The sequence below is a fragment of the Mucilaginibacter sp. genome (assembly GCF_039921305.1).
Lineage (GTDB): Bacteria > Bacteroidota > Bacteroidia > Sphingobacteriales > Sphingobacteriaceae > Mucilaginibacter.
This window is the reverse complement of record NZ_JBDSCA010000003.1, coordinates 21,111-47,646: the sequence shown is the minus strand read 5'-3', so window position 1 is coordinate 47,646 and position 26,536 is coordinate 21,111. Positions and strand designations below refer to the sequence as shown.

21 protein-coding genes are annotated in these 26,536 nt (G+C 42.8%); 6 read left to right on the top strand and 15 right to left on the bottom strand.

Annotated features, from left to right (window positions below):
* The first annotated feature begins 43 nt into the window (after positions 1–43).
* Both ABIN91_RS00255 and ABIN91_RS00250 read left to right on the top strand, forming a co-directional pair.
* The gene (locus tag ABIN91_RS00255) at positions 44–709 is read left to right on the top strand and encodes an outer membrane beta-barrel protein (RefSeq protein ID WP_348047198.1); all 666 of its coding nucleotides are present in this window, start codon (positions 44–46) and stop codon (positions 707–709) included.
* Positions 710–1,005: 296 nt separating this feature from the next.
* A complete protein-coding gene (locus tag ABIN91_RS00250) occupies positions 1,006–2,178 on the top strand; it encodes a chondroitinase-B domain-containing protein (protein WP_348047196.1) in 1,173 nt (390 codons plus the stop codon).
* 38 nt (positions 2,179–2,216) lie between these two features.
* Here the strand turns inward: ABIN91_RS00250 and ABIN91_RS00245 are convergent, their stop codons facing one another.
* On the bottom strand, positions 2,217–2,402 hold the full coding sequence (locus ABIN91_RS00245) for a hypothetical protein (RefSeq protein WP_348047194.1): 186 nt from the start codon (positions 2,400–2,402) through the stop codon (positions 2,217–2,219).
* Positions 2,403–2,536: 134 nt separating this feature from the next.
* Here ABIN91_RS00245 and ABIN91_RS00240 point away from each other — a divergent pair, with 134 nt between their 5' ends.
* Together ABIN91_RS00240 and ABIN91_RS00235 are read left to right on the top strand one after the other, a co-directional pair.
* Positions 2,537–3,538 carry a tetratricopeptide repeat protein gene (locus ABIN91_RS00240; protein WP_348047192.1) on the top strand — a complete coding sequence of 334 codons (1,002 nt, stop codon included), beginning with the start codon at positions 2,537–2,539 and terminating at the stop codon, positions 3,536–3,538.
* Positions 3,539–3,566: 28 nt separating this feature from the next.
* Complete coding sequence (locus ABIN91_RS00235) at positions 3,567–4,112, top strand: hypothetical protein (protein WP_348047190.1); 546 nt, start codon at positions 3,567–3,569, stop codon at positions 4,110–4,112.
* 103 nt (positions 4,113–4,215) lie between these two features.
* On the opposite strand, the gene ABIN91_RS00230 is transcribed toward ABIN91_RS00235, so the two are convergent.
* Positions 4,216–4,539, bottom strand: coding sequence for a hypothetical protein (locus ABIN91_RS00230; protein WP_348047188.1), 324 nt, complete (start codon positions 4,537–4,539; stop codon positions 4,216–4,218).
* Positions 4,540–4,907: 368 nt separating this feature from the next.
* The gene (locus ABIN91_RS00225; protein WP_348047186.1) at positions 4,908–6,230 is read right to left on the bottom strand and encodes a glycosyl hydrolase family 28 protein; all 1,323 of its coding nucleotides are present in this window, start codon (positions 6,228–6,230) and stop codon (positions 4,908–4,910) included.
* A 188-nt stretch (positions 6,231–6,418) separates the two neighbouring features.
* Here ABIN91_RS00225 and ABIN91_RS00220 point away from each other — a divergent pair, with 188 nt between their 5' ends.
* Positions 6,419–8,032, top strand: coding sequence for a Na+/H+ antiporter (locus ABIN91_RS00220; protein ID WP_348047184.1), 1,614 nt, complete (start codon positions 6,419–6,421; stop codon positions 8,030–8,032).
* A gap of 25 nt (positions 8,033–8,057) precedes the next feature.
* Here the strand turns inward: ABIN91_RS00220 and ABIN91_RS00215 are convergent, their stop codons facing one another.
* The 5 genes from ABIN91_RS00215 to ABIN91_RS00195 all read right to left on the bottom strand — a co-directional run bounded on the left by ABIN91_RS00215 (position 8,058) and on the right by ABIN91_RS00195 (position 13,924).
* Positions 8,058–8,849 carry a rhamnogalacturonan acetylesterase gene (locus ABIN91_RS00215; protein ID WP_348047182.1) on the bottom strand — a complete coding sequence of 264 codons (792 nt, stop codon included), beginning with the start codon at positions 8,847–8,849 and terminating at the stop codon, positions 8,058–8,060.
* Between the two features lie 17 nt (positions 8,850–8,866).
* The gene (locus tag ABIN91_RS00210) at positions 8,867–10,120 is read right to left on the bottom strand and encodes a glycosyl hydrolase family 28 protein (protein ID WP_348047180.1); all 1,254 of its coding nucleotides are present in this window, start codon (positions 10,118–10,120) and stop codon (positions 8,867–8,869) included.
* An 8-nt stretch (positions 10,121–10,128) separates the two neighbouring features.
* Positions 10,129–11,064 carry an alpha/beta hydrolase gene (locus ABIN91_RS00205; RefSeq protein WP_348047178.1) on the bottom strand — a complete coding sequence of 312 codons (936 nt, stop codon included), beginning with the start codon at positions 11,062–11,064 and terminating at the stop codon, positions 10,129–10,131.
* A gap of 99 nt (positions 11,065–11,163) precedes the next feature.
* Positions 11,164–13,380 (bottom strand): glycoside hydrolase family 3 C-terminal domain-containing protein, encoded by a 2,217-nt coding sequence (locus ABIN91_RS00200; protein WP_348047176.1) that lies wholly within the window; start codon positions 13,378–13,380, stop codon positions 11,164–11,166.
* 190 nt (positions 13,381–13,570) lie between these two features.
* Positions 13,571–13,924: a DUF1801 domain-containing protein gene (locus tag ABIN91_RS00195; RefSeq protein ID WP_348047174.1), complete on the bottom strand. Its 354-nt coding sequence runs from the start codon at positions 13,922–13,924 to the stop codon at positions 13,571–13,573.
* Between the two features lie 385 nt (positions 13,925–14,309).
* On the opposite strand from ABIN91_RS00195, the gene ABIN91_RS00190 reads away from it, so the two are divergent.
* Complete coding sequence (locus ABIN91_RS00190; protein WP_348047172.1) at positions 14,310–16,232, top strand: hypothetical protein; 1,923 nt, start codon at positions 14,310–14,312, stop codon at positions 16,230–16,232.
* 85 nt (positions 16,233–16,317) lie between these two features.
* Here ABIN91_RS00190 and ABIN91_RS00185 read toward each other — a convergent pair whose 3' ends face one another.
* The 7 genes from ABIN91_RS00185 to lpcA form a co-directional block, all read right to left on the bottom strand.
* Positions 16,318–18,315: a sialate O-acetylesterase gene (locus ABIN91_RS00185; protein ID WP_348047170.1), complete on the bottom strand. Its 1,998-nt coding sequence runs from the start codon at positions 18,313–18,315 to the stop codon at positions 16,318–16,320.
* A 10-nt stretch (positions 18,316–18,325) separates the two neighbouring features.
* Entirely contained in the window at positions 18,326–19,771 is a 1,446-nt protein-coding gene (locus ABIN91_RS00180) for a hypothetical protein (protein ID WP_348047168.1), read from the bottom strand.
* Positions 19,772–19,802: 31 nt separating this feature from the next.
* Complete coding sequence (locus tag ABIN91_RS00175) at positions 19,803–21,995, bottom strand: GH92 family glycosyl hydrolase (RefSeq protein WP_348047166.1); 2,193 nt, start codon at positions 21,993–21,995, stop codon at positions 19,803–19,805.
* Between the two features lie 19 nt (positions 21,996–22,014).
* Positions 22,015–23,439, bottom strand: a complete 1,425-nt coding sequence (locus tag ABIN91_RS00170; protein WP_348047165.1) for a glycosyl hydrolase family 28 protein — start codon at positions 23,437–23,439, stop codon at positions 22,015–22,017.
* 105 nt (positions 23,440–23,544) lie between these two features.
* Positions 23,545–24,957, bottom strand: coding sequence for a sugar MFS transporter (locus ABIN91_RS00165; RefSeq protein ID WP_348047164.1), 1,413 nt, complete (start codon positions 24,955–24,957; stop codon positions 23,545–23,547).
* Between the two features lie 4 nt (positions 24,958–24,961).
* A complete protein-coding gene (locus tag ABIN91_RS00160; RefSeq protein WP_348047163.1) occupies positions 24,962–25,936 on the bottom strand; it encodes an ROK family protein in 975 nt (324 codons plus the stop codon).
* A gap of 1 nt (position 25,937) precedes the next feature.
* Positions 25,938–26,531 carry a D-sedoheptulose 7-phosphate isomerase gene (gene lpcA, locus ABIN91_RS00155; RefSeq protein WP_348047161.1) on the bottom strand — a complete coding sequence of 198 codons (594 nt, stop codon included), beginning with the start codon at positions 26,529–26,531 and terminating at the stop codon, positions 25,938–25,940.
* Positions 26,532–26,536: the final 5 nt, after the last annotated feature.

The following is a 26,536-nucleotide window of genomic DNA, read 5'->3' as shown; positions in this document are numbered from 1 at the left end:
GTTGAAAATAAATAGCATATTTACAACTCAACCTATCACATTCATGAAAAAACCGCTATTAATACTCCTCATCATCATATCAGCAAACCTAACGTTCGCTCAACAAGTAAATTTCGGCCTTAAATTAGGTATAAGCAATTCCATATTACTCGAAAACTACAATGGTACAACCAGTAGCACTGGCGGTATTAACAATGTAGATATTGGTGCTTATGCGGATATCAAATTTGGCAATTTTACAGTTCAGCCGGGGCTTGCGTACTTTTTAAAAGGCGGTGGTGGGGGCAGTAGCTATACCTACTCTACAAGTACCGGTACTGCCACATTTTATGATCAGGTATTAAGGCTTCATTATATCGAATTACCCGTAAACGCTCTCTACAACATCCCAATTAAAGCCGGTAAGTTTTTTATAGGCGCGGGGCCATATGTAGCTTATGCTGTAGTGGGTAAATCCGAAACCTTCACAAGCACATCCAATTCAGGCACTGTTACAAAAAGCTCAACAACCGATGTCACTTTCGGCAGCGGTGTAAACGATTTGCAAAGGTTTGATTATGGCATAAACGTTTTAGGCGGTTTCCGCTTTAATAACGGTCTGGAGCTGGGTATTGCCTACGGCTTGGGCTTGCAAAACCTGTCTAATCAACCCAACTTCAGTGCTAAAAACGCCACTGGGAGTATTAATATAGGGTACTTTTTTAAGTAACATAAAACAAGGGGGGATAAAGTAGGTTTTCTCTCCACATCTTCCCTGTCTGCCGACAGGCAGGCATCTTACCTGATACATCTTCCATCACCCTAAGGGGGGATAAAGTAAGATTTTTTTCAATCATTTATCTTGATTACCTGTCTGCCGACAGGCAGATTGCATCTTGATTCCTGATTCTGCCTCTCTTACAAATATACCAATTTTGCTTCATAATATGCTTATTAAACACCAACTATCATACTCACAAAGCCCTTAACTTTAACCATTATAAACCTGCGGACTAACCACTCTTCATGAAAAAGCTATTCATAACTGCACTATTAATACTGGGCGCTAATGCTGCCATTTGCAAAAACTATCTTATCCATAACGAACAGGAGTTTAACACCATTAGCGCGCAACTTAAAGCCGGCGATAATGTAACCATCGCCAACGGTATATACACCCCATGGTCCATTACCATTAACACTGCCGGAACAGCTGCCAAACCCATAACCATTCAAGCCCAAACCGTAGGCAAAGTAACCTTTACCGGCGATACAGATCATCCCATATTCCAGCTAACAGGCGCTTATACCGTTTTAAGCGGTATTACCTTTACGGGATGCAACATCCTCAAAGCAGATAAAAAAGAAGGCGTATTGGTTGATCTGTTCAACAGCAAACATTGCCGCCTAACCAATTGCACCTTCACAAAAAATACTGCAAAATCGCAATTTATGCCTATTGTAATGATATCCGGCACGGGCGAGTATAACCAGGTTGACCATTGCACTTTCTGCGAGAACATTGATAATCAGGAAGTGCAGATCAGGATCCTTAAACAATCTTCGCCACAATACTCAATGGTGAACAACAACATATTTAAAAACAAGGACCATGTATCATGGAAAAACTTTAACGGAGGCGAATGTGTGCAGATAGGCCAGGATCCAATTTTACTTGGCCTATCAATTTCTAAAACCACCGTGCGCGAAAACACCTTCATCCGTTGCAATGGCGAACCCGAAGTGATCAGCAACAAAAGCAGCCAGAACATCATCGCCAAAAATTACTTTGAAGATTGCGAAGGCGAACTGGTAATGCGCGGCGGGCACGATTGTTTGATAGATAGCAACACCATCAAAGGCAGCTCCTGCGGTATCCGTGTGAACGGAACAGGCCACACCATCACCCACAATAACATCAGCAATGTTAAAACCGGCATCCGTTTAATGTACGGCATGGCCAAAGGCAAAGCCGAAATAGGTTTCTACATAGCAGCCAGCGATTGCGTTATCAAAAACAACCACATCGAAAACTGTACAACAGGCATCCTGATCGGTGATAGCAAAAACGCCGACTGGACAGGCAAATTTGACACCAACCGCTACCCATCACGTGTAATGCAGGATGTAGCACCCTATAATAATACCCTGGGAGATAATGTTTTTATAGGGGTTGGTAAGAATGTTATCGAACAATAATATAAGGCTTACGTCGGATTTATGAAAATAAATCGGAATTATTCAAACTGCAATTCCCATTTATCTTCTCCGCCATCTACAATGCGAAAGATTTTCTTTTCTACAGTTTGGCTACCGTCAGATGAATTGATACGTACTATTTCATGATCATGGAACTCCTCTGTTTTAGGTAACACGATTGCGGTTACTGAATGTGGATCGCCGGGGACTGTTAAAGTTTTCATAGGATAATGTTTTGATATTAGCTTAACAACGCTGATCAAAATAAGTTTCTATTGTTTTGGCTGTTCGAAGTTTCCAACAGCCGTAAACCAAAAATTATTTACGCATTCCGATCGCATTTCCGTATTTTCAATTCATGAAATACTTCATCCTCCTAACCCTGCTCTTCACAATCAACTTTTCGGCATCAGCGCAAAGCAACGATTTGATTAAACAAGGTGTTGATTTACATAACAAGGGCAAATACACCGAAGCCATTGATAAATTTAACGAAGTACTAAAAACTGACCCTGAAAACCCCTATGCCAACTATGAAGTAGCGTTTTCACTATATGCCGCGAAGCGGGCTAAAGAAGCCACTCCCTATCTGGATAAGGCGGTTAGGTCCGATAATAAATCGTTAAGTGTAGCGGCCTACTGTCTGCAGGCCAGTATTTACGATGAGGCTAACGATCATAAAAAAGCCATCGAAATATACAATACCGCCATCCAGATCAACCCCGATTACCCGCAGATCTATTATAACTTAGCCATAGCGCAATTTGGCAACAGGGATTATGCCGATGCCGAAAACAGCGCCATAGAAGCCATTAAGAAAAACCCGAAGCACCCGGGCAGTCAGCGTTTATATGCACTGGTAACATTCCATCAAAACAAACGGGCAAATGCTTTATTGGGTTTGTGCAGTTTTTTATTGTTAGAACCAACCGGCCCCCGCGCCGCCGAAGCCTATGGTAATATTCAGCACATCATTCAGGGCGGTGTGTTAACTGACGATAAAGGAAAAAACACCATCGTGCTTTCCGCTACCGATCAAAAAGAAACCAACACACTTAACTTGGGCATATCCATGGCCGTGCTATCAGCCAAAACAAAAAATCTAAAGGGAATTGATCTGTTCAAATCCATTTTCGCTCTTATCGGGGAGTTATCCGCAAAGAAAACCGACAAATCCTTTTTCGATAATTTTTTTGCCGCTTACTTCTACAAACTATCCCAAAGCAATAACATGCCCGCCTTTACCCATACTATAACCCTAACCGATAAAACCATAGATAATGCCAAGTGGGCCAAAGAGCATACCGATCAAATCACGGCGATGAGTGAATGGTTGAAAAGTACAGAAAGGAAATTCTAACATTTAGTTACTATTATAGAAAATAAATATGGACCAAAAAACCTTAATAACAACTCTCATTACTATTGGTGTAGCCGTAATGGGTTACTTGGCTAAGTATATAAATGATATTAAAATAGCCAATAGGAAAGACAAACTAGAAAGGATTAACCGGCAACTTAAAGAAGTTTATGGACCTCTCTTAAGTTTAACTTCGTCTTCAAAAGCATCATGGACGAAGTTCCGAGAATTTAACAGGAAGGATATCCCCTCTTATTTTGATACAATTAAACCACCATCCGAAGAAGAAAAAGAAATCTGGAGAAACTGGATGCAAACTGTATTTGTTCCAATAAATGAAAAAATATATGATGTAATACTCAAAAACGGCGATTTGATTATTGAAGATAAATTCCCGGATTCCTTTTGGAAATTATGTGCCCATGTTGAAACCTATAGGCCTGTTTTAAAAAAATGGGAAACTAAAGATTATACAGAGCATGTGGCATTGCTAAATTATCCTGACGATATAAAAGATGATGTTGAAAAAGGATATATTAAATTAAAAGCCGAGCAAAACAAACTAATCAAATAACATCATTTTCTGGCTTGGTACCACGCTCGCTTACAGAAATTAATCGTCTACTTTGCAATATAATATTAGAGCCTGCTATCACATAATAGCAGGCTCTCTTTTTTTATTCATCATAAACATCCACAACAAGCGGCATATCTATCGGCGTACCGCTGCTCATTGTAATAGTACAATGAACAATACAATAACCCGCATGAGAGAATGTGAGGTCGATTGCAGTGTCCCAGGCAGGCCATATAGTAGCTTGGGTAACCCCCGCTTCAACCCACCAATCATACGAAACAGCCCCCGGCACATCGTCAACATAAAATCCATAAGAATCGCCATTAGAGTATTTTATATCGCTTGGCTGATTTGCTTTTACCTGCTGAGCGAATAGACCTGAGCTGGCAAAAGATAACAATAAAACAAATAGTAACTTTTTCATAATTGGTAAATAATTTGGTTTAAGAAAAATGTTGGTTTTTACTCACGCTATGGTTCCGTGAATAGTGAGATACCTATCATCTCATAAGGGATAATTAAATGAATGTTTCTATAGGCTTAAAATTTAGGTTCCCCTACTCTTTTAAAGATTTTCGGCCACTCTGTTTAAAAGGATAAACTATCGCTTTCATGATAAAACTAATTTTAATTATCCTTCAAACAGTGTTTTTAATTAGCTGATTACTAAACCATATATCCTTAGGCTCAACTTTATGCAGGCACTACAAAAAGGAAAAGCCCTGTAATTTCTTACAAGGCTTTTCCTTTTACGTTATCGCCCGTTCAAGCGGGGGCACACTCAGCAAACTATTACTTCGCAGGTGCTTCCACCGTTACCGGTTTACCATTCACCACTACATTTTCCAATTTGAATCCATCAAAAGCAGGCGGTGTAAAGTTGGCATTCTTAACCTGTATATTTACATTTTTGATGCTGAAGCTGCCAAAAGTTGTACCCGGGTTTCCTTTCAGATTCCCTAATGATGAGCCCGAACCTTTTACATTACTGATGCTGATATTCCGAACCAGCGACTTTGGTGGCGCCTGCCCTTTCAAATCAAAATACTGCGACCACGGTGCAATACTCAACAACGTTGCCGAACCATCTATCGTAATATCGTTTAAACTGATATTTTCATATTGCTGTGGGGTATCGGGGCGTAGTTTTAAACGTAGTACATTAACGCCACGGGCGGTACAGCGTTCAATTTTCACATCGCGCACAATGGTAGCCTCGCTACCGCAGGTCATAATACCACCTCCGCCTTCAAATACGCAATCCATAATGCGGATATGCTCAACCGGCGGGCTATCCTTATCATCCATCGCGAACGGCCCCTTTGAGCCCTTCAACGCGATATCATCATCCCCTACCGAAAAATAACATTTGCTGATCGTGATATCCTGCGAGCTATCCACATCTATCCCGTCAGAACTTGGTGCATGGTTATCGGGTACCGAACCGCTCGGAGCCTCAAAACGGCAATTCTCAACTAATACGCCCTGATCACGGTACAAGTGTAAATTCCAGAACCCGGAATTAAGGAACCTGATCCCACTTATCTTCACATCTTTCGAATTGATAATATAAGCCAACCTTGGCCGCTCCACATTTAAATTGGTAGTTTTCGGGTTCTCTTTACGCTTACCATAAAACAACTTCCAAAACGGCTCGCCGCTGCCATCCAGTGTGCCTTTGCCACTAATAACAAGATGATCTACCTTATCACCATTCACCAATGCTGCACGCCACGGCTCAAAGTGGCCTTCTATCCGGGTCATCCCTTTGGGGTAATCCTCAATATTGGTCGATCCTTTTAAAACCCCACCTTCCTGTATCTCCAGGTTCACACCCGGCTTCAAAAATATGGCCCCGCTCAAAAACACCCCTTTAGGTATCACTACGGTACCGCCACCATTCTTGGCGCAACCATTAATCACAGTTTGAATAGTTTTGGTATTGAGCTTAGTAGCATCGCCAACGGCACCGTGCTCGGCAATGTTATAGCTCTTTACTTTAAAGGGCGCAGCTGCCATCACCAATCCGGCAGGCTTTGCATGCGCACCTGCTATTGTAACACTCCCCAGCAAGGGCGCCATTAACAGCAGGGTAGCAAATAATTTAGTATTCATTCTTAAGGTTTTTACTGTAGCTTTTACTAACGGTAAAAAACGCAATTAAATATCAACTTAACAATTATAAGTCAGCGAAAAGTTGAAATATTGTTGTTACTGAACAGAATAGGCGGCCCCCGCAAGTTTCTGCTTGTGATAACAATTCTCTTACACCAATAACCACCTAAATATTGTATTTTAGGTGCATGCATCACGCCGTAATACAATATACCTGCCTACTGGTCATCATTCTTTTTGTAGTTATGCTTGCGCAGAAGATCAGGGTTGCCTACCCTATTCTACTGGTACTGGTTGGGCTTCCATTAGGCTTTGTACCCTTTTTACGCGGCATAGAAATACAACCCGAACTAATCTTCGTGATCTTCCTGCCACCCCTGCTTTACGAAGCCGCATGGAATACCTCCTGGAAAGATTTTTGGAAATGGCGGCGTGTTATCAGCAGCTTTGCCTTCCCGGTAGTTATCCTCACATCCTGCGTAGTGGCCTTCGTATCAACTGCTATAATTCCCGGTTTTACGTTGGCTACCGGTTTTTTATTAGGCGGCATCGTTTCACCGCCCGATGCCGTTTCGGCCAGCGCCCTCTTAAAAACCGTAAAAGTACCCAAACGTTTCGTTACCATTGTTGAGGGTGAGAGTTTGCTGAATGATGCTTCCAGTTTGGTAGTATTTAGGTTTGCATTGGCGGCAGTGCTCACCGGCTCTTTTGTTTTCAGAGTAGCCGCTACCGATTTTGTATTGGTAATTGTAATGGGTATCGTTACCGGCATAGCCGTAGCGCTTTTGTTTTACGCCGTGCACCGCTGGCTGCCCACTACCACCAATATGGATGTAGTGCTTACCTTTATCACGCCTTATGCCATGTATATGTTGGCCGAAGAGTTTCATTTTTCGGGTGTTCTGGCCGTAGTAAGCGGCGGGCTTTTCCTCTCGGCAAGGCGCCACCAATTCTTATCAAACCGCAGCCGCCTGCAAGGCATCAACGTTTGGGAAGCCGTAGCCTTTTTACTTAACGGCATCGTATTCATTTTGATTGGACTGGAGTTCCCCGTCATCATAAAAAACCTCGGTCGCGAAGCTCTTACACATGCTATTACATACAGTTTGATCATCACAGGAGTATTGATAGTGACCCGTTTTATATGTACTTATGGCGCTGTCATAGTCACCATAATAATGAGCAAGATCATCACCGTAGCCGATCCCAATCCGGGATGGAAAGCCCCTGCCTTATTCGGCTGGGCGGGTATGCGGGGTGTTGTATCCCTCGCCGCGGCGTTAAGTATCCCACTGATGCTCAACTCAGGCCACCCCTTCCCTAACCGGGACATGATCCTCTTTATTACCTTCACAGTGATATTGGTTACATTGGTATTGCAAGGTTTAACACTGCCGGTAATAATAAAGTGGGTAAACATGCCCGATCCTGATCTCACCATCACAATAGAACAGCAAAGGCAATTGGTACGCAAAAAGCTTGCCCACCTATCACTAACTATACTCAACGAAAAGTACAACGATCTCACCAAAAACAACGAAATGGTAAAAGCCCTCAAGCTCCGCTATCACGCCGATATGGAGTTGCTGAAGGATTGGGACAAAGATGGTAACGAAAAACGCGCTGAAGAATTTTATAAAGACTATAGGCATATTATGGCCCACCTTTTAAAAGAACAACGCGCTCTATTACTCACCCTCAATAAAAAAGAGAACATTAGCGACGATCTGGTGAAACAGCAATTTGAATTACTTGATCTGGAAGAAGAAAAGCTGCGCCAGCATTTTGAAGCTAATGATTAAGTATTGCGCTCAATTAATAGCAACTCTATTTCAGGTATCGCTGAAGCGGACAATCAGTTAGCAATTTCAACCCCTCGATCACACAACCGGCATTTAATTGCGCCCCATTGATGCTGGTATGTGTACCATCGCCGGGGAAAAACTTTTTCACTTCTACCTGCCCCAATTCTTTCCAATGCCTTGCGATGATCCTGTTCAGATTTATATAATAGGCACCATTCTTTTTAGCTTCAGCCTCGGCCCATTCCGGATATTCTGCTTCCTTCACAACTTCTCCTTTATCCCATTTATTGCGCGGCACAAGTGAACAAACAATAGGTATGGCACCTTTCGCTTTTGCCTCGGTAATAAATTTCTGTATATACCAGCCATAAGTATGAACCATCTCTTTTTGATGTGTACGAATACTGATGATCTCCCGGGTAGAGTCACTAATACCCAATAATGAACCTTTCTGCTTAGTGCTATCATCTACCCCGGCATGGTCATTATGTCCAAACTGCATGATAACGAAATCACCCTTCTTTAGTGTCGCGAGTATCTTATCCCACCTCCCGTCTAAAATAAAAGTACGGGTGCTTGTGCCAGATTTAGCATGGTTCCGGATAGCCACGCCGTTTGTATCCAGATATGGATAAAGCAGACTGCCCCATCCCCAATAATCATTTTTACCATTACCATCATTATTCTGCACCGTAGAATCGCCAATAATATACAATACAGGTTTATCCTGTTGTTTTAGACTCATAAACAACATCAGCGCCATCACTAAAGCAACACTCGTTCTAATGCCCCGGAAGAGTTTCTTATCTTTCATATGATATTATGGTTAGCTTAATTAAATCCTGTAACATTAGCTTTATAAGTAGTGAGCCGTTCACCCTTTTCTACACGTATAGATGAGTGGTCAAATTCCACCTGGTCAGCATTATAGATCAACGCACCCGTCTTCGCGCTGATATTCACGTTCTCAAACCTGATATGCCCAATGGGCGATTCGGGCAAACCCCATATCTTGATCGCTTCCTGCGCATTGCTCACCGTAATATTCTTAAGCAGAATATCACGGTATACTGGTGTATAAGCACTTTTTTGAGAAGTAGTATCTTCCTGCGGTGTTTTCGGTTCACGGGGGTAATACTCCGAAATAAATATCGGCCAGCGCGAATTTTTGATATCAATATCGGTATAACTGATATGATCAAGCACCCCTCCCCGTCCGCGTGCTGTTTTAATGCGAATAGCCGACGTAGTACCATCAAAAGTACATTTTATCACCTGCAGGTTACTTAAACTACCCGACGTATAACTGCCTATAGACAATCCGTGCCCATAACCGAAAGTACAATTACTAACAACAATATTTTTACATTCAGGCTCCTGCCTGTTCTGTTGCTTATTGCCGAAATTGATAGCGATGTTATCATCGCCGGTATTGATCGTACAATGATCGATGGTACAATTACGTGCCGAGATATTGATACCATCTGTATTATGTGAGTTTGCCGGGGCCTTGATCGTAATATCATGAATATAAACCTCCAATGCATCTTTAAGGGATAAATGAGTATTCGGGGGATTTAAAAACATGATCCCCGTGATCTCAATTCTTTCACTACCTGCAATATACACCATTTGCGGGCGGCGGTTTTTAAGTGTCCCGGCATCAGTGGCCTCCCACCAAACCAAGCCCTGCCCATCAAGCGTACCTTCGCCCGATATTTTGATATCCGATGCTTTAGAAACATCAATAAAATTAAGGCAACGCGCATTAACTACCGGAAAAGTGGCAATATCATTACTCAACCTAAGCACAGCGTTTTTTGAAAGCACCAATTCGGTTTTACTATACATGGTTAATGGCCCGCATAAATAAGTTCCTTCCGGGATAATTACTTTTCCGCCGGTAACTTTGGCAAGCTCAAGCGCTTTTTGAATGGCCTGCGTGTTTAATGTTTTCCCATCCGGCAGGGCGCCATAATCTTTAACATTGTAACTGGTTGCCGGTATTTTAGGTAATTGCGTATGTTGCGCAATAGCTGTATTTAATACTAAAAGGCAAATACCTATAGTTAAGGTTAACTTCATTGGTCGGTTTATTTGGCAGTCAATTTTTCTGGTATGATATTCATTTCTATCAGCCACATTTCGCACAACTTGGTCCACAATTCTGTCGATCCCGGATTATTTCGCAAGGCAATAGCATGCCCTCCTTGCGGGAAAGCATGAAAACTTGCAGATACCGCGTTTTGAAGCAATGCCTGGTAAAACAACAAGCTATTCATCGGGTTAACCGTTTTATCATTAATAGCATCGGCAATAAAGCATGGTGGCGTAGCCGCCGTCACCCGTAATTGTAACGAGAATTTTCGTTTCAATTCATCCGTAGGTTTGGGCCCCAGCAAGTTCTTTACGCTCCCCGCATGGGCATAACTGGTACTCAGATCAATTACCGGCGAAACCAGTATGGTAAAATTGGGTTTGAAAGATACTTTATCCAAACTATCTTTAATAGCAGATACATCATCATTGATCGTACTGGCAGAAGCAGCCAAATGCCCGCCCGATGATGATCCCATAATACCGATCTTATCCGGGTTTATCCCCCATTCACCGGCATGAGCACGGATGTAGCGTATGGCTCGCTGCGCATCCATCAAAGGCCCGTTTTCACGTTGCAACAGGTCCGGCGAGTTTGGCAACCGGTAATTGAGCACAAACGCGGTTACACCAATAGTATTAAACCATTTAGCCAACTGCAAACCGCTAATCACATAAGCCAGCCGCTCATAGCCGCCACCCGGGCAAATCACCACAGCGGCCCCCTTGTTTTCCTGGGTTCCGGGGAAAAATGCATACATACCTGGCAACATAACCCTAAATATCCGTTCACGGGCTACACTGTCTTGCAGTTTTAAATGCCTTGAGTTAGGTATGTTATCCTTTGGCCATATTGTTATAAATTCCTGACCCAAAGCCGTATTAGCAATTAGGCTAAATAGCAGCAATACAATTACCTTAATTTTCATCATCTCATAATTTGCGGTATCCAATGCCCCCGCCTTAACATATTAATTACACAGAACAGGCAAAGTTATTGTGTAACCCCATCAACCTGCACCTAATCATGGTTAGATGATCTCCAACACCTTCGAAACCGTCTTTTTTGATAAGACAGTGCTCTTATCAGGTTGACTTCCCCCGATACTGATCTCTACCTTGCCTGGCAATAGTACCAGGTTACCATTTGAATCAGTTACCGATAAGTCATTTGAGGAGATCTTAAATGCAATATCCTTTGTTTCACCAGCCTTGATGAATGTCCGTTCAAATCCTTTCAACGATCTTATCGCCGTTTTTTGTTTTAATCCGATATGCGACAGGTATAATTCAGTAACTTCCTCGCCATCTTTTTTACTGGTATTGCTTACTTTAACATGAACCGTCACGCTACCGTTTTTCTTTATGGTTAACGGAGCCCTCAGGCCGCTATATGCAAAATTAGAATAGCTTAAACCATAGCCGAATCCATATAATGGCTTGCCTTTAAAATAACGATAAGTGCGGTTATTCATCGAATAATCTGTGAAAGCAGGAAGATCATTATCGCTTGCATAAAAAGTTACCGGAAGGCGTCCGGCCGGATTATAATCGCCAAAAAGCACATCGGCGATGGCCGTTCCTGCCGCTTGTCCGCCATACCAGGCATTCACTATTGCAGGCATATTTTTTGCCTCCCAGGGCGTGGCTATTGCCGATCCGGTCATCATCACAAATATTACGGGTTTGCCTGTAGCCTTAAGGGCTTTAAGCAGTTCTGTTTGTACACCGGGCAATAAAATAGAGGTACGGTCGCCCCCATGAAAGCCCTGCTTATTCACCTTCATTTCCTCACCCTCCAATTGTGGCGATATACCGCCGATATAGATGATCGCGTCCGCATCTTTTACCTTGGCTGCTGTAGCAGCATAATCATAACGCGTAACCGAATCACCAACATAATCTACAGCCTTTTCGTAGGTAACTTCGGTACCAGGCGCCAATTTGTTTTTAATACCTTCCAGCGCTGTTACAACATGCGAAGGCGTACCGTTGTAATTACCCAGTACACTAACCGCATTATCGGCATTCGGCCCCAGGATAGCGATCTTTTTCAAACTTTTGCTCAAAGGAAGAATCTGACCATCGTTTTTAAGCAATACGATAGATTGATGGGCCATTTTTAAAGCCTGCGCGGTGTGAGCCGGCGCTTCAAGTGCTTCCTTTCCAATCCGGTTATATTTATTAGCTTCTGGCGCGTCAAACATGCCCAGCCTAAAGCGTACAGTAAATAACCGCTTAAGCGACTGATCGATCTGACTTTCACTAAGCTTGCCATCTTTAACCGCTTGCACTAATGATTTATAGGTAACCTTGCCGCATTCAACATCTGTTCCATGAAGTACAGCATCGGCTGCCGCGCTCTCGGCATCCGGATGTGTCTCATGTCCTTTTTTTCTATAAAAATCATCTATACCACCGCAATCAGATGTAACATAGCCGGTAAAATTCCATTTGTTATGCAAAATATTATTCATTAACAGGTCGCTTCCGCAGCATGGCTGGCCCTTGAATGCGTTATAAGCGCACATCACCCCCGCTACCTTGGCATCAACAACAAGCTTACGGAATGCCGGCAGGTAGGTATCCCACAAATCATAATCACTAATATCGGTGTTAAATTTATGCCTTACATCTTCGGGCCCGGAGTGTACGGCGTAGTGTTTTGCACAGCCCGCTGCTTTTAAATATTTCGGATCATCTCCCTGCAAGCCACTAACAAAAGCGCTACCCATCTCCCCTGTTAAAAACGGATCTTCCCCATAGGTTTCCTGGCCACGACCCCACCTTGGGTCTCTGAAGATGTTAATATTAGGCGTCCAATAGGTAAGCCCCAGGTAAATTCCGTGTTTGTCGTTTTTAATGCTTTCGTTATATACTGCACGTCCCTCCTCCGCAGTATAATCGCCCATGGTATGGATCGACCCCTTATCCCAGGTAGCCGCCATTGCAATAGCCTGCGGGTATACGGTCACTTTATAAGGGGTGCGGGCTACACCATGCAAACACTCGTTCCACCAATCATAAGCCGGTACACCCAGTCTTGCTATGGCAGGGGCAGAATTAAGCATTTGACCTACCTTTTCTTCCAAAGTCATTTTTGCAATAAGATCACTAACCCTATTCTCTATGCTTAAAGATGGGTCCTGAAATCTATATGTATAACCTTTGTTTTGAGGCTTAAAAGAAAGAAACAGTGTAACTGTTAAAAGAAGAGCGAATGATCCAAGTATAATTTTTTTCTTCATTGTTATAATTGTTAGATATTGGTTAATGTAATTTAGGTAATGGCTATCTAACGACGAATAAATATAGAACAAAAATTTATTATGCAACCGATTTAAAAAAAGATTAAGCCCGCATTTATTTGAGAAAATAAAGTAATATCAATTACCTAAAGCAGCTTGGTTTAAAATTGACTGAAGAAAAACGAAATACTTATCGCCTATCAATAAGCGCGAGATAATAAGCCAGTCTTTGCAGAATAGCATCCACTGGCAGGTCGGCATTAGGGTCTATCTGCATCGATTCATATTTATCCTTTGGCCTAATTCCCTCTGTTGATATCTGCAAACTTTTATCCAGGCAAAAACCGAGCATCAATTTTTTGCGGTTAAGCCATAAATAGCCCAATTTTTTTCCTTTATAAGTAAAGAAAGGTATCTGAAACTTGCGTTCGTGACAAATGCCAGGATTAGTACGCAAAATAATATCTCTTAGCGCCAGCAAACAGCTTTGATAAGGCTCCGGTTTAGATAGATAATAAGATTCCAGTGTAGCGCGCTTCTCCATCAGTTACCCCAATAAGTTAAGATAATGAAATTTAATGTTTTTTAGCCAAATAAAGATATAACTCATTATTACCTATTAGATAATGTTTTTCACCTGGTAAATATTTCATCCACAAAAAAACCTTCATAAAAACCTATAAATCAATATATTAATACTATATCAAGGCTTTTAATTATAGTTTAATATCTTTTTAATCTTTTTGTAAGTGTTGGTTATTTTACTTGTAGTACCAATTATTAAATAACCATTTACTGCCCGCTTACTCTGCAACTAAGTTACAGTGCCTCGCCAATAGGTGCTTGTTGTACAGGCCATTTGGATACTTAATAATAAGCCAATTAAGCATACCAGTACTACAAATTATTAACCAATAAATTTTTAAATTATGAAAGTAACAAGTATCAAACCCGGAGTAACAGCCATGTTGCTCCTCGCTTTGTTTTCGTGCAAGAAGCCCGGAAGCATCCAGCAATCCGATCCAGACGCAACGGCTCTGAGTAAACAAACCACTGCAAGTAATTTCCCTGCCTTGGTACCCTCAGAAACTGTAAGTGTTGATTTTAATGTTGACCAGGGCGCCATGACGTATCGGGCAAGTGGCCTTTTAGCCGGTCTGGTGCCAATAGTTAACGCCTCGCCACCAGACTATTTGGTAGTACCCACAAAGCCGCAATTCCATCGTGTTAAAATGAGCTATTTAGGCCCGTTAAAACCCCGTCACGATGCTTTAGGCTTAACAACGATACTCGTACTATCCGACGATTGGGGCTATCACCGGGGAAGCTGGCCCGGAGACGGAGGCAACTGGACAGAATACGATACCTTTTTAACCAACGAGTATAACCAGGCAATAAGTTATGGCTACGCCGATAATAAGCTCCACTTTGACATTTGGAACGAGGCCGACGGGATACAATTTTGGGATCCGGCAGGTGCACGTGCAGTTACAAATGCTACGGCAGCAATGATCGACACCAACAGAAGGCGCTTTTGCGAAACCTATGTACATGCCTTCAAAAAGTTAAAAGCATTGGCTGCAAATCTGGGCAGGCAAATTGTTATTGAGGGGCCAAGTCTGTCAATAATAAAATATAAAAATCCGGTAGTTCCCGATATCATTGATTATCCTTTTTTTAGCCGGTGGCTTGATTCGGCTAAAGCCAATACAGCTTTACCTGATTATCTAGCATGGCATTTTCCGGGCAGTTCTAACACCCTAACTGCAAAAACGCCATCACAAGAAATTGACGATGTGAGGGGCATGTACGCCGCCAGGGGCTTAGCCGCTCCCCTAATTATTATTAATGAATTTATTTCGAATGTCGGCACCTCATTACATGCAAACCCTGGTAAAGTAGGTTGGTTAGCCGCCCAACACGAAAGGGCGGGTATTGTTGGCTCTGTACATGCCCAATTTTCGGGCCCTGAGAATCAAATGGATAACATGATTTTTAGAGAAAACAACGAATGGAAACGCAAGGGCGAATGGTGGTGGTTTATGAAATACGGTAACATTACAGGCCACAAAGTTAGTACCACCCCAAGCGCTAATATAGACCTGATAGCGGGTAAAGACGTTGATAGCAGCCTGGCCAAAATTGTATTAGGTAACCGCAGCGGACTTACAGGCCCAATAGCTGTACAGTTAAACAACCTCGATAAATCATACGCTATGGAAGGTAAAGGTGTATTTGTTACCATCGAAAAAATACCTTGGGCCAACGGTGGTGAGGTAACTAAAACCGATACTGTTTTACAAGGTACCTACACTGTATCGGCAAGCCATCAGTTAACGCTTGTTTTTGACTGGGGTACAGATGCCAGGGATAGCTACGCTATAACCCTTGGAAGTAAGCATCAATCAACAATTTACGAAGCCGAATCATTAGCTATAGACTCGTACTCGAGTGGCGATGTGGTACGTGTTTTCGCAGATCCTGCGGCAAGCGGTGGCGCCGGAAGTATTATAGATGATAATGCCATTGGCGATTTTGTATCGTACACCATACCAACCGTTGGCCCGGGTACTTACTATGTGAGTGCAAAAGTAAAACGCTACTCGTCGCGCGGAATATTCCAGTTTAAAGCAGGTATTACGGGTGCCGGCGGCTCAGATATTGGTGCACCGTATGACGAGTATAACCCAACCCCCGAGTATATTGACGCCAACCTTGGCAAATGGAAAGTAGGAACAAGCACTACCAAATACTTTAAATTTACGGTAACAGGTGCAAATGCATCAAGTGCAGATCCGTTTAAGTATGGCCTGGCCTTTGATTACTTTACCTTTACCAAGATAGCGCCTTAAAATCAGGTTAACTTCATTACGATAAAAAGGCGGCCCTGTAATAACACAAGGCCGCCTTTTTATTACGATCAAATAACTAAAGAAGCTACCTTTTCCCAAATGTGATTGCCGGAAAATCATCTGTACGGAAAGGTGATGCCGGTAAACCGGATGCATTATAAAGGTTACATACCGGGTTAGTATCCCAGGCATAACGCACAAATAAAGGTTGAGGTACTTCGGGTGCGGAAACAACCACCTGGTTATTTTCTATTTTGGCTGTGGCCCAGTAGTATTTTTTATCGTTACCTGCTATTGCAAAGCCTTTTAAATCGCCATTAGCTGCCTTTAAACCATTACCATGCGAAAACGATATACGAACCTGATTTGCTTCCACCTGAGCAGCTTTAAATAACGGGCCCGAGTATTCTGTTGTATCGCCATAGCTTTTGGCTAAAGCAACTAAAGCAAGCCTGCGCCCTACCTCCTGCTTGTTTTTGTAATGTATATTTTTTTCGTCGCCAACATCAACAGTCACGGCCATGCCTGTGTTGGGCAACGCTAAAGTTTTCAATTGCGCTTCGCGTAACTCGGCCCAGGCAGATTCTGCTGGAGTAATTTTGCTGGGTGTCCAGTTGGCTAATTGTACAAAATAAAACGGGAAGTCGCCTATGCCCCACCTTTTACGCCAGTCGGTAATTAGCAGTGGGAACAGCGTACGATATTGATATGCCCTGTCGGAATTTGTTTCGCCCTGATACCATATCACGCCCTTTATGGCTATTTGTGTAAACGGGTTGATCATTGCGTTATATAACACTGTTGTGCGATTTGGCCCATCAATAGGCGTAGGTCCTTCGGGTAATTCAGATTTTGATACGCCAACTTTGTAAACCCATTGCCCCGATAGGTCTATCTTTTCTGCTGCATAAGCGGCAAACATACCTTCTGGCTTGCCATATATACCTCCGGAACCGTTCCCGTCGTTCACCCTAACAACTATGGTGTTGTCTCCTTCTTTAACCAACGCCGCGGGTATAGCGTATGTTCTTACCTTGCTCCAGCCATTGGTTTTACCAACTTCGGTACCATTAAAAAAGGTAACATCATCATCATTAATAGTCCCCAAATTCAGTGTAATATCATGCCCTACCCAGGTTTGCGGAATGGTTATCTTTTTACGGAACCAAACTATGCCATCAAAATCGGGCAAGCCGGCAACTTCCCAATAGGTGGGCAAATTCATTATCTTCCAATCAGATACATCAATATCTGGCCGGGTAAAATAGGGTTTTCCGTTTTTATAACCTGCATCTTTAGAGATACGAATGCTATCAAATTTTGCCGATTGCTGCTGAAACTGCTGTCGTTGCAGAGCAGGGTCATGCGGTAAATGCTCAATTTTAGTGGTAGCTGTGGCAAAATCAGACATCGTTTTTAGCGACTCACCACCTGTCCAGGCTTCGGCAACGGTTCCACCCCATGTCGAATTAATGAGTCCTATCGGGATATGCTTTTCCTGATAAATTTTGCGGGCGAAAAAATATGCTACCGACGAAAAATCGGGCACACTTTGTGGCGAACAGGGCTGCCAGCCACCATCTGTAACATTAGCCTCGGTTAAAGGGAACGAGCTTGGGATACGCTTTACCTGTAGTAAACGTATTTCGGGATAATTGGCATTGGCTACTTCCTGTTCGTAATTATTTACCTTGCCCCATCCCGCCAAGGGCATTTCCATATTGGATTGACCGGAGCACATCCATACTTCGCCAATTAAAATATTGTTTAAGGTAAGTAATTCACCATCACTCAGGTCAATAGTATAAGGCCCGCCGGCTACAGGTGTCGAAATTTTGATCTTCCAATCGCCGTTAGCATCCGCTTTAGCGCTATACTTCTTTTTGTTCCACGATGTGATGATCATAACAGTTTTATTTACCGCAGCTTTACCCCACAGCCGGGTTTGCGCTTTTTGCTGTAGCACCATATTGCTGCTCAACATATCTGGCAATATAACCTTCGCACTACTGCCCTCGGTCGAAAACAAAATAAGCGCAGAGGCTGCCATGAGCCTTTGCGCTGTAATTAATACTTTATGCATTCTGTATTATTTAGTCAATAGTAAACATCAATACATGATCGGGCACCGAATAGGTTTTAAGCATTGCACCGCCCTCCGTAGCTTTAAATGGCACATTACTGGTAACACCTGTCAGCATATCCATTACCGTTATTTTTGATACCTTTTTCTCTGTTTTAAATTCAATATCGGCAACACGGGGTTGAAATTCATTATTGGCCCGCTCGGCAGACCATAGCGTTACAACCTCCTGCCCTTTTTGGTTCACAAAGGTATAAACAGGAATATCATTTGGCGAAGGCATTTTAGTACCTTCCCAGATCATGGGGTACGGATCAACCCGGCCCGGGCCTGGTGTTATGTTAACCACCATATTTTTATGGACAAGCCCAATGGTGCTTTTTGCCACACGCTGATAAGCGTAGTAAGCTGGCTTGGGCGTATAATCGGCATGTACGATGCCGTAATTATGTTCCAATTCGTGAGGGTCGGTACCGTCGTTTTTCAGATCATACTGTAGTGCAACATCAATATCCATACCCAGATATTGTATAAACCGCCGCTGAATATAGGTTGCCTGCGCACCCTCGGTTATACCGGCATTTAAAATTTTATCACTCAAAGGTTGAAAGGTAGGGTAACCCGATTCGGTAAACCATAACTCTTTAGGGCCATTATATTTTTCGGATTGTTTGCGGTACATATCCACCATTGATGTTAGCGTACCCCTGGTATCAGCCGTAGCAATACCATCGCGTTTTAAACCAGCTTCTGAACTGGGGAAAGAGATGATCTCGGGCACGGAACGATAGCTATACGGGTGATCAACAATCCCATCAACCGATGGTGAGATACCCATAGCCAACTGCCTGAAATTTACCGGTGGCACAGATCCCAAACCAATAACCTTCATTTTTTTGTTTACCGATTTAATAGCTTCGGCAGCTTTATTAATAAAGGTTACATATTTACCTACCCATGGACCAATAGATTTACCATCGGGCTCTAAGCCATTCCAGGTACCGCCATATTGCTTTCTGAAACCAAAATTTGCTGGCTCATTCAATATCTCGAAGGCATCAACATCATCCTTTAGCTGCACGGCCATGGCCTTGCAAAAAGCGGCGTATGCATCAGGGTCATAAGAGTCTTCGTAAATTTTGTTTTCCCTGTTCAATATCAGTATCAGTTTTAAACCGTACTGGTGCGCGGCTTTAATCCAGGTCATTGTTTTTTCGGGGACAACGTACACGCCTTTGGTTTTTTCAACATTGCGCCAGTTCAGATCATCACGTATCCAGGCCACGCCCAAATCCTGAACCAACGGTAAAACCTTGGTATAATCCCATCCTTGATTAAAGTGCACGCAAGTGCCAAAATGCTGGTTTTTAGGTTCGGTTTTGGCTTGCGCGATACTCTTAGCCGTGTAGGTAAACTGTGCCGCTAAACACAACATTAATAAGTTACTTTTTTTCATATTTATCTATATCAGATTTTATATTTTACAATCACATTTTAGGTTTACTACTCATGGTGAACACCAATTTGCCGCCCTTCATAATATCTTTGTGCGATAAAAACCCGCTGGTATTTTCTATGCCGTTCAGCGTTATTTTTTGCACATAAATATTGCTATCGCTTAGGTTAGGGACCTCAACTGTAAATTGTTTGCCACCTAAGTTGATGCTTGCTTTTTTGTAGAATGGCGCATTCAAAACATACTCGCCACCTACCGGGTTAACCGGGTAAAAACCCAATGCGCTAAATACATACCATGCGCTCATTTGTCCGCAATCATCATTACCACTTAAACCTTCGGGGTTATTTTTGTATTCTTCTTTCAGGATACGCGGGATCAGCTTTTGGGTTTTCCAGGGTTGCCCTGCGTAATTATACAGGTAAGCTACGTGGTGGCTCACCTCGTTACCGTGAGCGTATTGGCCTATCAAACCGGTTACATCAAGCGTCCACCCATCGCCATACACTTTAGAATCCATACTGAACAGTGAATCCAGTTTGATAGCGAATTTTTCTTTACCTCCTAATAATTTGATCAACCCCGGAATATCTTGTTGCACCGACCAGGTGTATTGCCAGGCGTTACCCTCGGTATAATCGCCACCTTTTGAATCGGCATGTGAGATCTTCAGTTTATCGAACGGAGTAACCCAGCTGCCATCGGCCTTTTTGCCGCGCATTAAACCGGTTGATGGGTCAAACATGTTAGCGTAGTAACCAGACCGCTTCATAAAGAATTGATAATCTTCCGTTTTATGCAGCGCCTTAGCCATCTGCGCCGCGCACCAATCATCATAACTGGCTTCCATAGTTCTAGAAACGGATTCTACTTTGACCAGATCTGATGGCAGGTAGCCGTATTTATCCAATATGCTCCAATCGTACTTAGGGTTACCGTTGTGGGTTAAGGTAGTCTTAATGGCCTTGTAAGCATGTTCGGCTTCAAAGCCCTTTAAACCTTTTAGGTAAGCATCAACTATTACTGGTACCGAGTGGTTGCCTATCATACAAAAATTCTCTTTTCCCCATAAGGTCCAAACGGGTAAGGTACCCACGGCATCAAAGTGCTGCACCATCGAAGCTACAATTGCGGCATCCTTAGCGGGATCTAAAATGGTATACAGCGGCTGCGCCGAGCGGTAAGTATCCCATAACGAAAGCGTAGAGTAATACGCCTTGCTGGCCGATAACTTCACTTTATCATCGGCACCACGGTATTGCCCGTCCACATCGGCAATATTAGCCGGCTGCGAAAACAGGTGATACATACAGGTGTAAAAGTTTTCTTTTTGCTCGGCAGTACCTTCAATAGCTACTTTGGCCAAATATTGGTTCCATACGGTTTTGGCATTTTGCCTTATGGCATCAAAGGTTTTACCTGTGGCTTCAACCATGTTCTTTTTAGCACCGGCAACACTTACTGTGGATATGGCCACTTTAATACCTACTTTATCCCCCCTTTTGGTAGCCATATCGAGCATTAATTTGCGTTTTAGCTTGCCATCAATAAAACTGCTTTGGTTAAAAGGTTTATCAAATACGATGTAAAAGAACGTTGTTTTCTCCACCCATTTTTTGGTGCGTATAAAACCGCTGATGGTCGTTTTATTTTCTACCCGGATATCGCTTTCCAAAACCCGATCGGCCAGTTCTTTAATATCATCAACTAATCCGCTCTGAAAATCTATCAGGATATGGTTTTCGCCTGCCTTATTAAAAGTGTAACGGTGGACGCCTACACGTTGTGTAGCCGTTAGCTCGGCTTTTACATCGCCCTTACCTAATACAACAGTGTAATAGCCGGGGCTTGCATGTTCTGTAGCTTTTGCGAATTTGCTTTTAAACACCGTGCGGTTTTTAATCCCCGAAAAGGGGAAGATCAATATATCGCCCAGATCGGGCACGCCTGTTCCATTTAAATGTGTGTGGGCAAAGCCGTTTATGGTGCTATCCGTATAACGATAACCTGAGCAATAGCTCCAATCGTAGTTACCAGTTTCCGGACTTAATTGTATCAAACCGTAAGGCATAACCGGGCCCGGAAACGTGTGCCCTGTAGCGCCAGAGCCGATAAACGTATTAACATATTTGGTATAATCAACACTTTGCGCGATGCCTTGCCGACAGTTAAAAAACGCTACAACAAGTAGTATAGCGACAAGATATTTTGAGATTCTTTTCATAAATGGATATATCAGCAAATCAGTTTACTCTCTTGATCAGATCTTTTACATCGTCGAAACCTTCGGCGCGTAACAGGGTGAGCGATGATTGTTTAACATCGTCCAGTATCACAACCGGGCGTTCGTCTTTAGCACGGGTTGTCCAGCTGCAATTTTGAACTACAAGGCCGGTCACGTGGCGCGCAAATAAACCGCCCGCGGGTATTATGTAGCCAAACATCCGGTTTTCGGGGTAGGTGGTTACATTTTCAGGCAACTTGATCTGCGCATCATCTTTGGTGCCTGTACCCATCGAGTTAATGCGGATATTATTGAGCTGAACGTTCTCCACATCATATCCTGGTAAACCGGTAATGTGCGATGTCATTTTGCTGTAGCTTTCGGCAGTTACGTTGCTTATGGTTACATTACGTAAATGGCCCGGATTTTTTGCAGCCGGTTTCAAAGTTGAACCCCGGTTACCCAGTTTAATAAAAATTGGTGTTTGCACATCCTGCATGTAAATATTGCTGATGTTGATGTTATCCGTTATACCACCGTCAACATTTTCGATAGCGATACCCGAGATCACAGTTTTGGCTTGACCGATAAATTTCATATTCTCCAACCAATGCCTGATCCTGTCAACCGGTGCATTATGGATTCTCACATTACTGATATTGATATTTCTGAAACCACCCAAAGATGCCGTACCGAATTTGATACCGTTACAGTTGGATGAGATCACACAGTTACGGATGGTCACGTTCTCGCAGGTGCGGTCGGCGTCATGGCTTTTTAAACATAGGGCGTCATCGTCTGAGTCGATTATACAATCTTCAATCAGTACGTTTTTACTGTCTATATCAATACCATCATTATTAAAATTAACATGGTTATAAACGGTGATGCCTTTAACATGCAGATTTTCGCAATCCACATAGTTCTGCATCCAAAAGGCGGAGTTTTCTAAACGCACATCCATCACATCAACATACTTGCAGCCTTTCATCAGTACCAATACCGGGCGACCGCCATTGCCCTTTGGCCCACTATCATCTCCCAATTGAAACTCGGCAGACTGGCCATTGCCATTAATAGTGCCCTGCCCCGTTATGGCAATGCGGTTAACATTAAAGGCATATAAAAAGGCATGGTTGGTTTTTGAACTGCCCGGCACAGCATTATCCGGGTAATCTTTAAACTGTGTACTTCCTTTTAATAGAGCGCCAGCCATCAGGTGTAAATTCACATTATCTTTTAAATATAAAGTTCCGGATAGGAATGTACCTTCCGGGATTATAACCCGCCCACCGGTTTTGCTGCATTGATCAATAGCTTTTTGGATGGCGACAGTGTTTAATGTTTTATCATCCGCTTTAGCGCCAAAGGTTTTAATGTTATAATCCTGGGCAAAGGTGGTTAATGAGCAAATGGAAAGTAGTACGATAGTAAATAATCTCATACAGGTATAATTTCGGTAATAATTGGTAGCACCAAATACGGTGTGTTCACTTACAAAAAAGTTAAAAAAAGATTAATGTGGTAATGAATACAGAATAATATCAGGTTAATCATAAGTCGGTTTAGTTCGTTCTTTGTAACCCACAAAACCATAGTATATTAGGTACAGGTAGCAGCAAAACGTAACCAAAAAAGAAATTTGCAAACCAGCCCTATCGGCCACAGCGCCCTGAATAACCGGAACAACCGCGGCACCCAAAATGGCCATAATTAACAGTGACGAACCTTGCCCTGTATACTTACCCAAACCTTTTATGGCCAGCGTAAAAATATTGGACCACATAATGGAGTTAAATAAGCCAACACCTATCAAGCTCCACATAGCCACCGGCCCGCTACCTGTAACGGCAACCAATATTAAAGCGGCAATAATGATGGAAAATATGCCCAATGTTAAAGCGGGTAACGAGCGTCCCCAATAAAAAGCCGTCAGGTTTACAGCTAAAATTATGGTGTAGATAGCTGCCGTATTCCAATCGGAAACTAAACCGATAATGACGAGTGATAATAAAGCCGTAAACAACATTAGCGAATAACGTTTGGTTGCCGATAGCCCTTCGCTTAAAGATATGGCACCTAAAAACCGACCTATCATTACCCCACCCCAATAAAACGCGAGATAATGACTGGCCGCGTGCTCGCTCAAACCAGCAATTTTGGGGAGCTTTAAATAGTTTATCATCAAGCTACCTACGCTTACTTCGCCGCCTACGTACATAAATATGGCTATTACGCCCATTACTAAATTGGGGTAACGTAATGCTCCGGCGTTGCGTTCTATAGTATCATCGCCTTTAAACTCGGGCAGTTTTATTATTTTGATGATGATTGCCATAACCACAAATACTAAAGCGAACAGCACGTACATTTTTTGAAGAATATTGGTTCCTAATTGTTCGGTATGAATACTACCAAATATCAATTGCGCACCAATTATGGGCGCGATGGTTGTACCTACCGAATTAAAACCCTGCGCCAAATTTAGCCTGCTTGACGCCCCCTCGGGTTTACCCAAAATAGCTACATACGGGTTAGCGGCAATTTGCAGCATGGTAAAACCTAAACCCAAACAAAACAAAGCGGCTAAAAACAGGCCATAAACCTGGTAGGCTGCTGCCGGAAAGAACAGGAAACAGCCGAACGCGGATAACAATAACCCGCTGATGATGCCATTTTTGTAACCTATTTTGGCTATCAGATCGCCTATGTAAAGCGAAGCTAAAAAGTAAACCAACGAACCGATGAAGTACGCGCCAAAAAAAACGAACTGAACCAAAGTTGCCTCAAGATAGTTCAATACAAAAAGCTTTTTGAGATAAGGGATCAGGATATCATTCAAAACGGTCATAAATCCCCACATAAAAAACAGGATGGTTATTACGGCGAACGAAAAGCCGTACCGTTTATCGGTAGTTGGTTGCTCATCAATTGTTATGGTTGATGTTATTGGTGTTGCCATATATTCAATTATTTAGGGCGACCGCAAGAGCTGCATAATCGCCAATGTATTCGTCAAGTTGTGCGGGGAGTATTTTACAAACGGCATTACTATAGCTCAGGCTTTCGGCTTTGATCACCCTCTCGGCGGCCGGCCATAACAGATCGCGGCTGCGGGTAAAAATACTGCCAATAATGATGGCCTCCGGGTTCAGCATATCTATCATTATCGCGAGGCCCTTACCTAAATATTCGCCGCTTATTTCATAGATACTTTTAGCCAATTCATCTCCCGCGAAAGCGGCATCGGATACAGTTTTTGCTGTGATACTTTCCAGATCATTAATATTATTGCAAAAACTTACCAACTCACCCATTTGCAATCTTTCCAAAGCTTTGGTTATAGCCAGTTGCCTGATACCGCCCCCACTACAAAAACCCTCGAAAGAGCCAGCCTTTCCATACCCAACCGGGCCAAAGCCCGCCATACGGATATGCCCTACTTCGCCGGCCATATCATTGGTTCCGCTGTAAAGTTTGCCATTTAATATCAGGCCCGCTCCCATGCCTGTACCGAAGGTTAAAAAGATCACGTTTTCTAATCCCCGCCCGGCACCAAAACGCCACTCGGCCAGGGCGCAGGCATTGGCATCGTTTTGCAAATAGGTTTTGATACCAAACTCCTTTTCAAATAGTTCAACTACTTTAATGCTGTCCCAACCAATTAAATTAGGCGGCGATAGAATGGTGCCTGTTTTACTGTTCAATGGTCCGCCACAACTGATACCTATTCCGGCTATAGCCGATTTAGAAATATCTTTGATCAGATCATGAACAGCAGCCTTAATTTCATTCAGGATATATTCAGGCCCTTTTGCTATTTGGGTTGGGAAAGTTATTTTATTGATAATATTGATCTCTTCCCCATTATATTTACCTAAAACAACCGCGCATTTTGTGCCGCCAATATCTATTCCTATCAAATGTTGATTGTCTGCCATACTACGATAGTTGGTCAAAACCTAATTGCTTTTCTATCAGCATTATCATGATATGAATAATTTTGATATGCATCTCCTGAATGCGATCGGCATAGCCAAAGTGGTTTATGCAAATTTCTATATCGCCCATACCCTTGAGTTTTCCGCCGTCTTTACCGGTGAGTATCACCGTAGTTACCCCTTTTTGCTTTGCAGCGATAATAGCGTTTACAATACTCTCTGACTGCCCACTGGTGCTGATAGCCAATAACACATCGCCCGGTTTACCTAAGCCTGTTATAAAGCGACTGAACACCTGCTCGTAACCAAAATCGTTACCAACGCACGACAGGTACGATGGATCGGATATCGCGATAGCTGCCAGCGGTTCCCTGTTGTTACGGTAGCGGCCGGTAAGTTCCTCAGCAAAGTGCATCGCATCGCAATGCGAACCACCATTGCCGCAGCTAATTATTTTATTGCCGTTTTTAATAGCGCCGGACATTAAGGCAGCGGCTTGTGCTATTAACTCGATATTTTCATCTACATCGATAAAATCAGCCAGTACTTGTTGCGCTTCGTATAAATCGTTTAATATAGCTTGCTTAAAATTCATTTAAG

Excerpts from the sequence above, each read along its gene's own strand:
- lpcA (WP_348047161.1), bottom strand. The coding sequence starts at position 26,531 with ATGAATTTTAAGCAAGCTATATTAAACGATTTATACGAAGCGCAACAA.
- ABIN91_RS00235 (WP_348047190.1), top strand. The coding sequence starts at position 3,567 with ATGGACCAAAAAACCTTAATAACAACTCTCATTACTATTGGTGTAGCC.
- ABIN91_RS00190 (WP_348047172.1), top strand. The coding sequence starts at position 14,310 with ATGAAAGTAACAAGTATCAAACCCGGAGTAACAGCCATGTTGCTCCTC.
- ABIN91_RS00210 (WP_348047180.1), bottom strand. The coding sequence starts at position 10,120 with ATGAAGTTAACCTTAACTATAGGTATTTGCCTTTTAGTATTAAATACA.
- ABIN91_RS00240 (WP_348047192.1), top strand. The coding sequence starts at position 2,537 with ATGAAATACTTCATCCTCCTAACCCTGCTCTTCACAATCAACTTTTCG.
- ABIN91_RS00195 (WP_348047174.1), bottom strand. The coding sequence starts at position 13,924 with ATGGAGAAGCGCGCTACACTGGAATCTTATTATCTATCTAAACCGGAG.
- ABIN91_RS00160 (WP_348047163.1), bottom strand. The coding sequence starts at position 25,936 with ATGGCAGACAATCAACATTTGATAGGAATAGATATTGGCGGCACAAAA.
- ABIN91_RS00255 (WP_348047198.1), top strand. The coding sequence starts at position 44 with ATGAAAAAACCGCTATTAATACTCCTCATCATCATATCAGCAAACCTA.
- ABIN91_RS00225 (WP_348047186.1), bottom strand. The coding sequence starts at position 6,230 with ATGAATACTAAATTATTTGCTACCCTGCTGTTAATGGCGCCCTTGCTG.
- ABIN91_RS00205 (WP_348047178.1), bottom strand. The coding sequence starts at position 11,064 with ATGATGAAAATTAAGGTAATTGTATTGCTGCTATTTAGCCTAATTGCT.
- ABIN91_RS00180 (WP_348047168.1), bottom strand. The coding sequence starts at position 19,771 with ATGAAAAAAAGTAACTTATTAATGTTGTGTTTAGCGGCACAGTTTACC.
- ABIN91_RS00230 (WP_348047188.1), bottom strand. The coding sequence starts at position 4,539 with ATGAAAAAGTTACTATTTGTTTTATTGTTATCTTTTGCCAGCTCAGGT.
- ABIN91_RS00245 (WP_348047194.1), bottom strand. The coding sequence starts at position 2,402 with ATGAAAACTTTAACAGTCCCCGGCGATCCACATTCAGTAACCGCAATC.
- ABIN91_RS00200 (WP_348047176.1), bottom strand. The coding sequence starts at position 13,380 with ATGAAGAAAAAAATTATACTTGGATCATTCGCTCTTCTTTTAACAGTT.
- ABIN91_RS00165 (WP_348047164.1), bottom strand. The coding sequence starts at position 24,957 with ATGGCAACACCAATAACATCAACCATAACAATTGATGAGCAACCAACT.
- ABIN91_RS00170 (WP_348047165.1), bottom strand. The coding sequence starts at position 23,439 with ATGAGATTATTTACTATCGTACTACTTTCCATTTGCTCATTAACCACC.
- ABIN91_RS00215 (WP_348047182.1), bottom strand. The coding sequence starts at position 8,849 with ATGAAAGATAAGAAACTCTTCCGGGGCATTAGAACGAGTGTTGCTTTA.
- ABIN91_RS00185 (WP_348047170.1), bottom strand. The coding sequence starts at position 18,315 with ATGCATAAAGTATTAATTACAGCGCAAAGGCTCATGGCAGCCTCTGCG.
- ABIN91_RS00250 (WP_348047196.1), top strand. The coding sequence starts at position 1,006 with ATGAAAAAGCTATTCATAACTGCACTATTAATACTGGGCGCTAATGCT.
- ABIN91_RS00220 (WP_348047184.1), top strand. The coding sequence starts at position 6,419 with ATGCATCACGCCGTAATACAATATACCTGCCTACTGGTCATCATTCTT.
- ABIN91_RS00175 (WP_348047166.1), bottom strand. The coding sequence starts at position 21,995 with ATGAAAAGAATCTCAAAATATCTTGTCGCTATACTACTTGTTGTAGCG.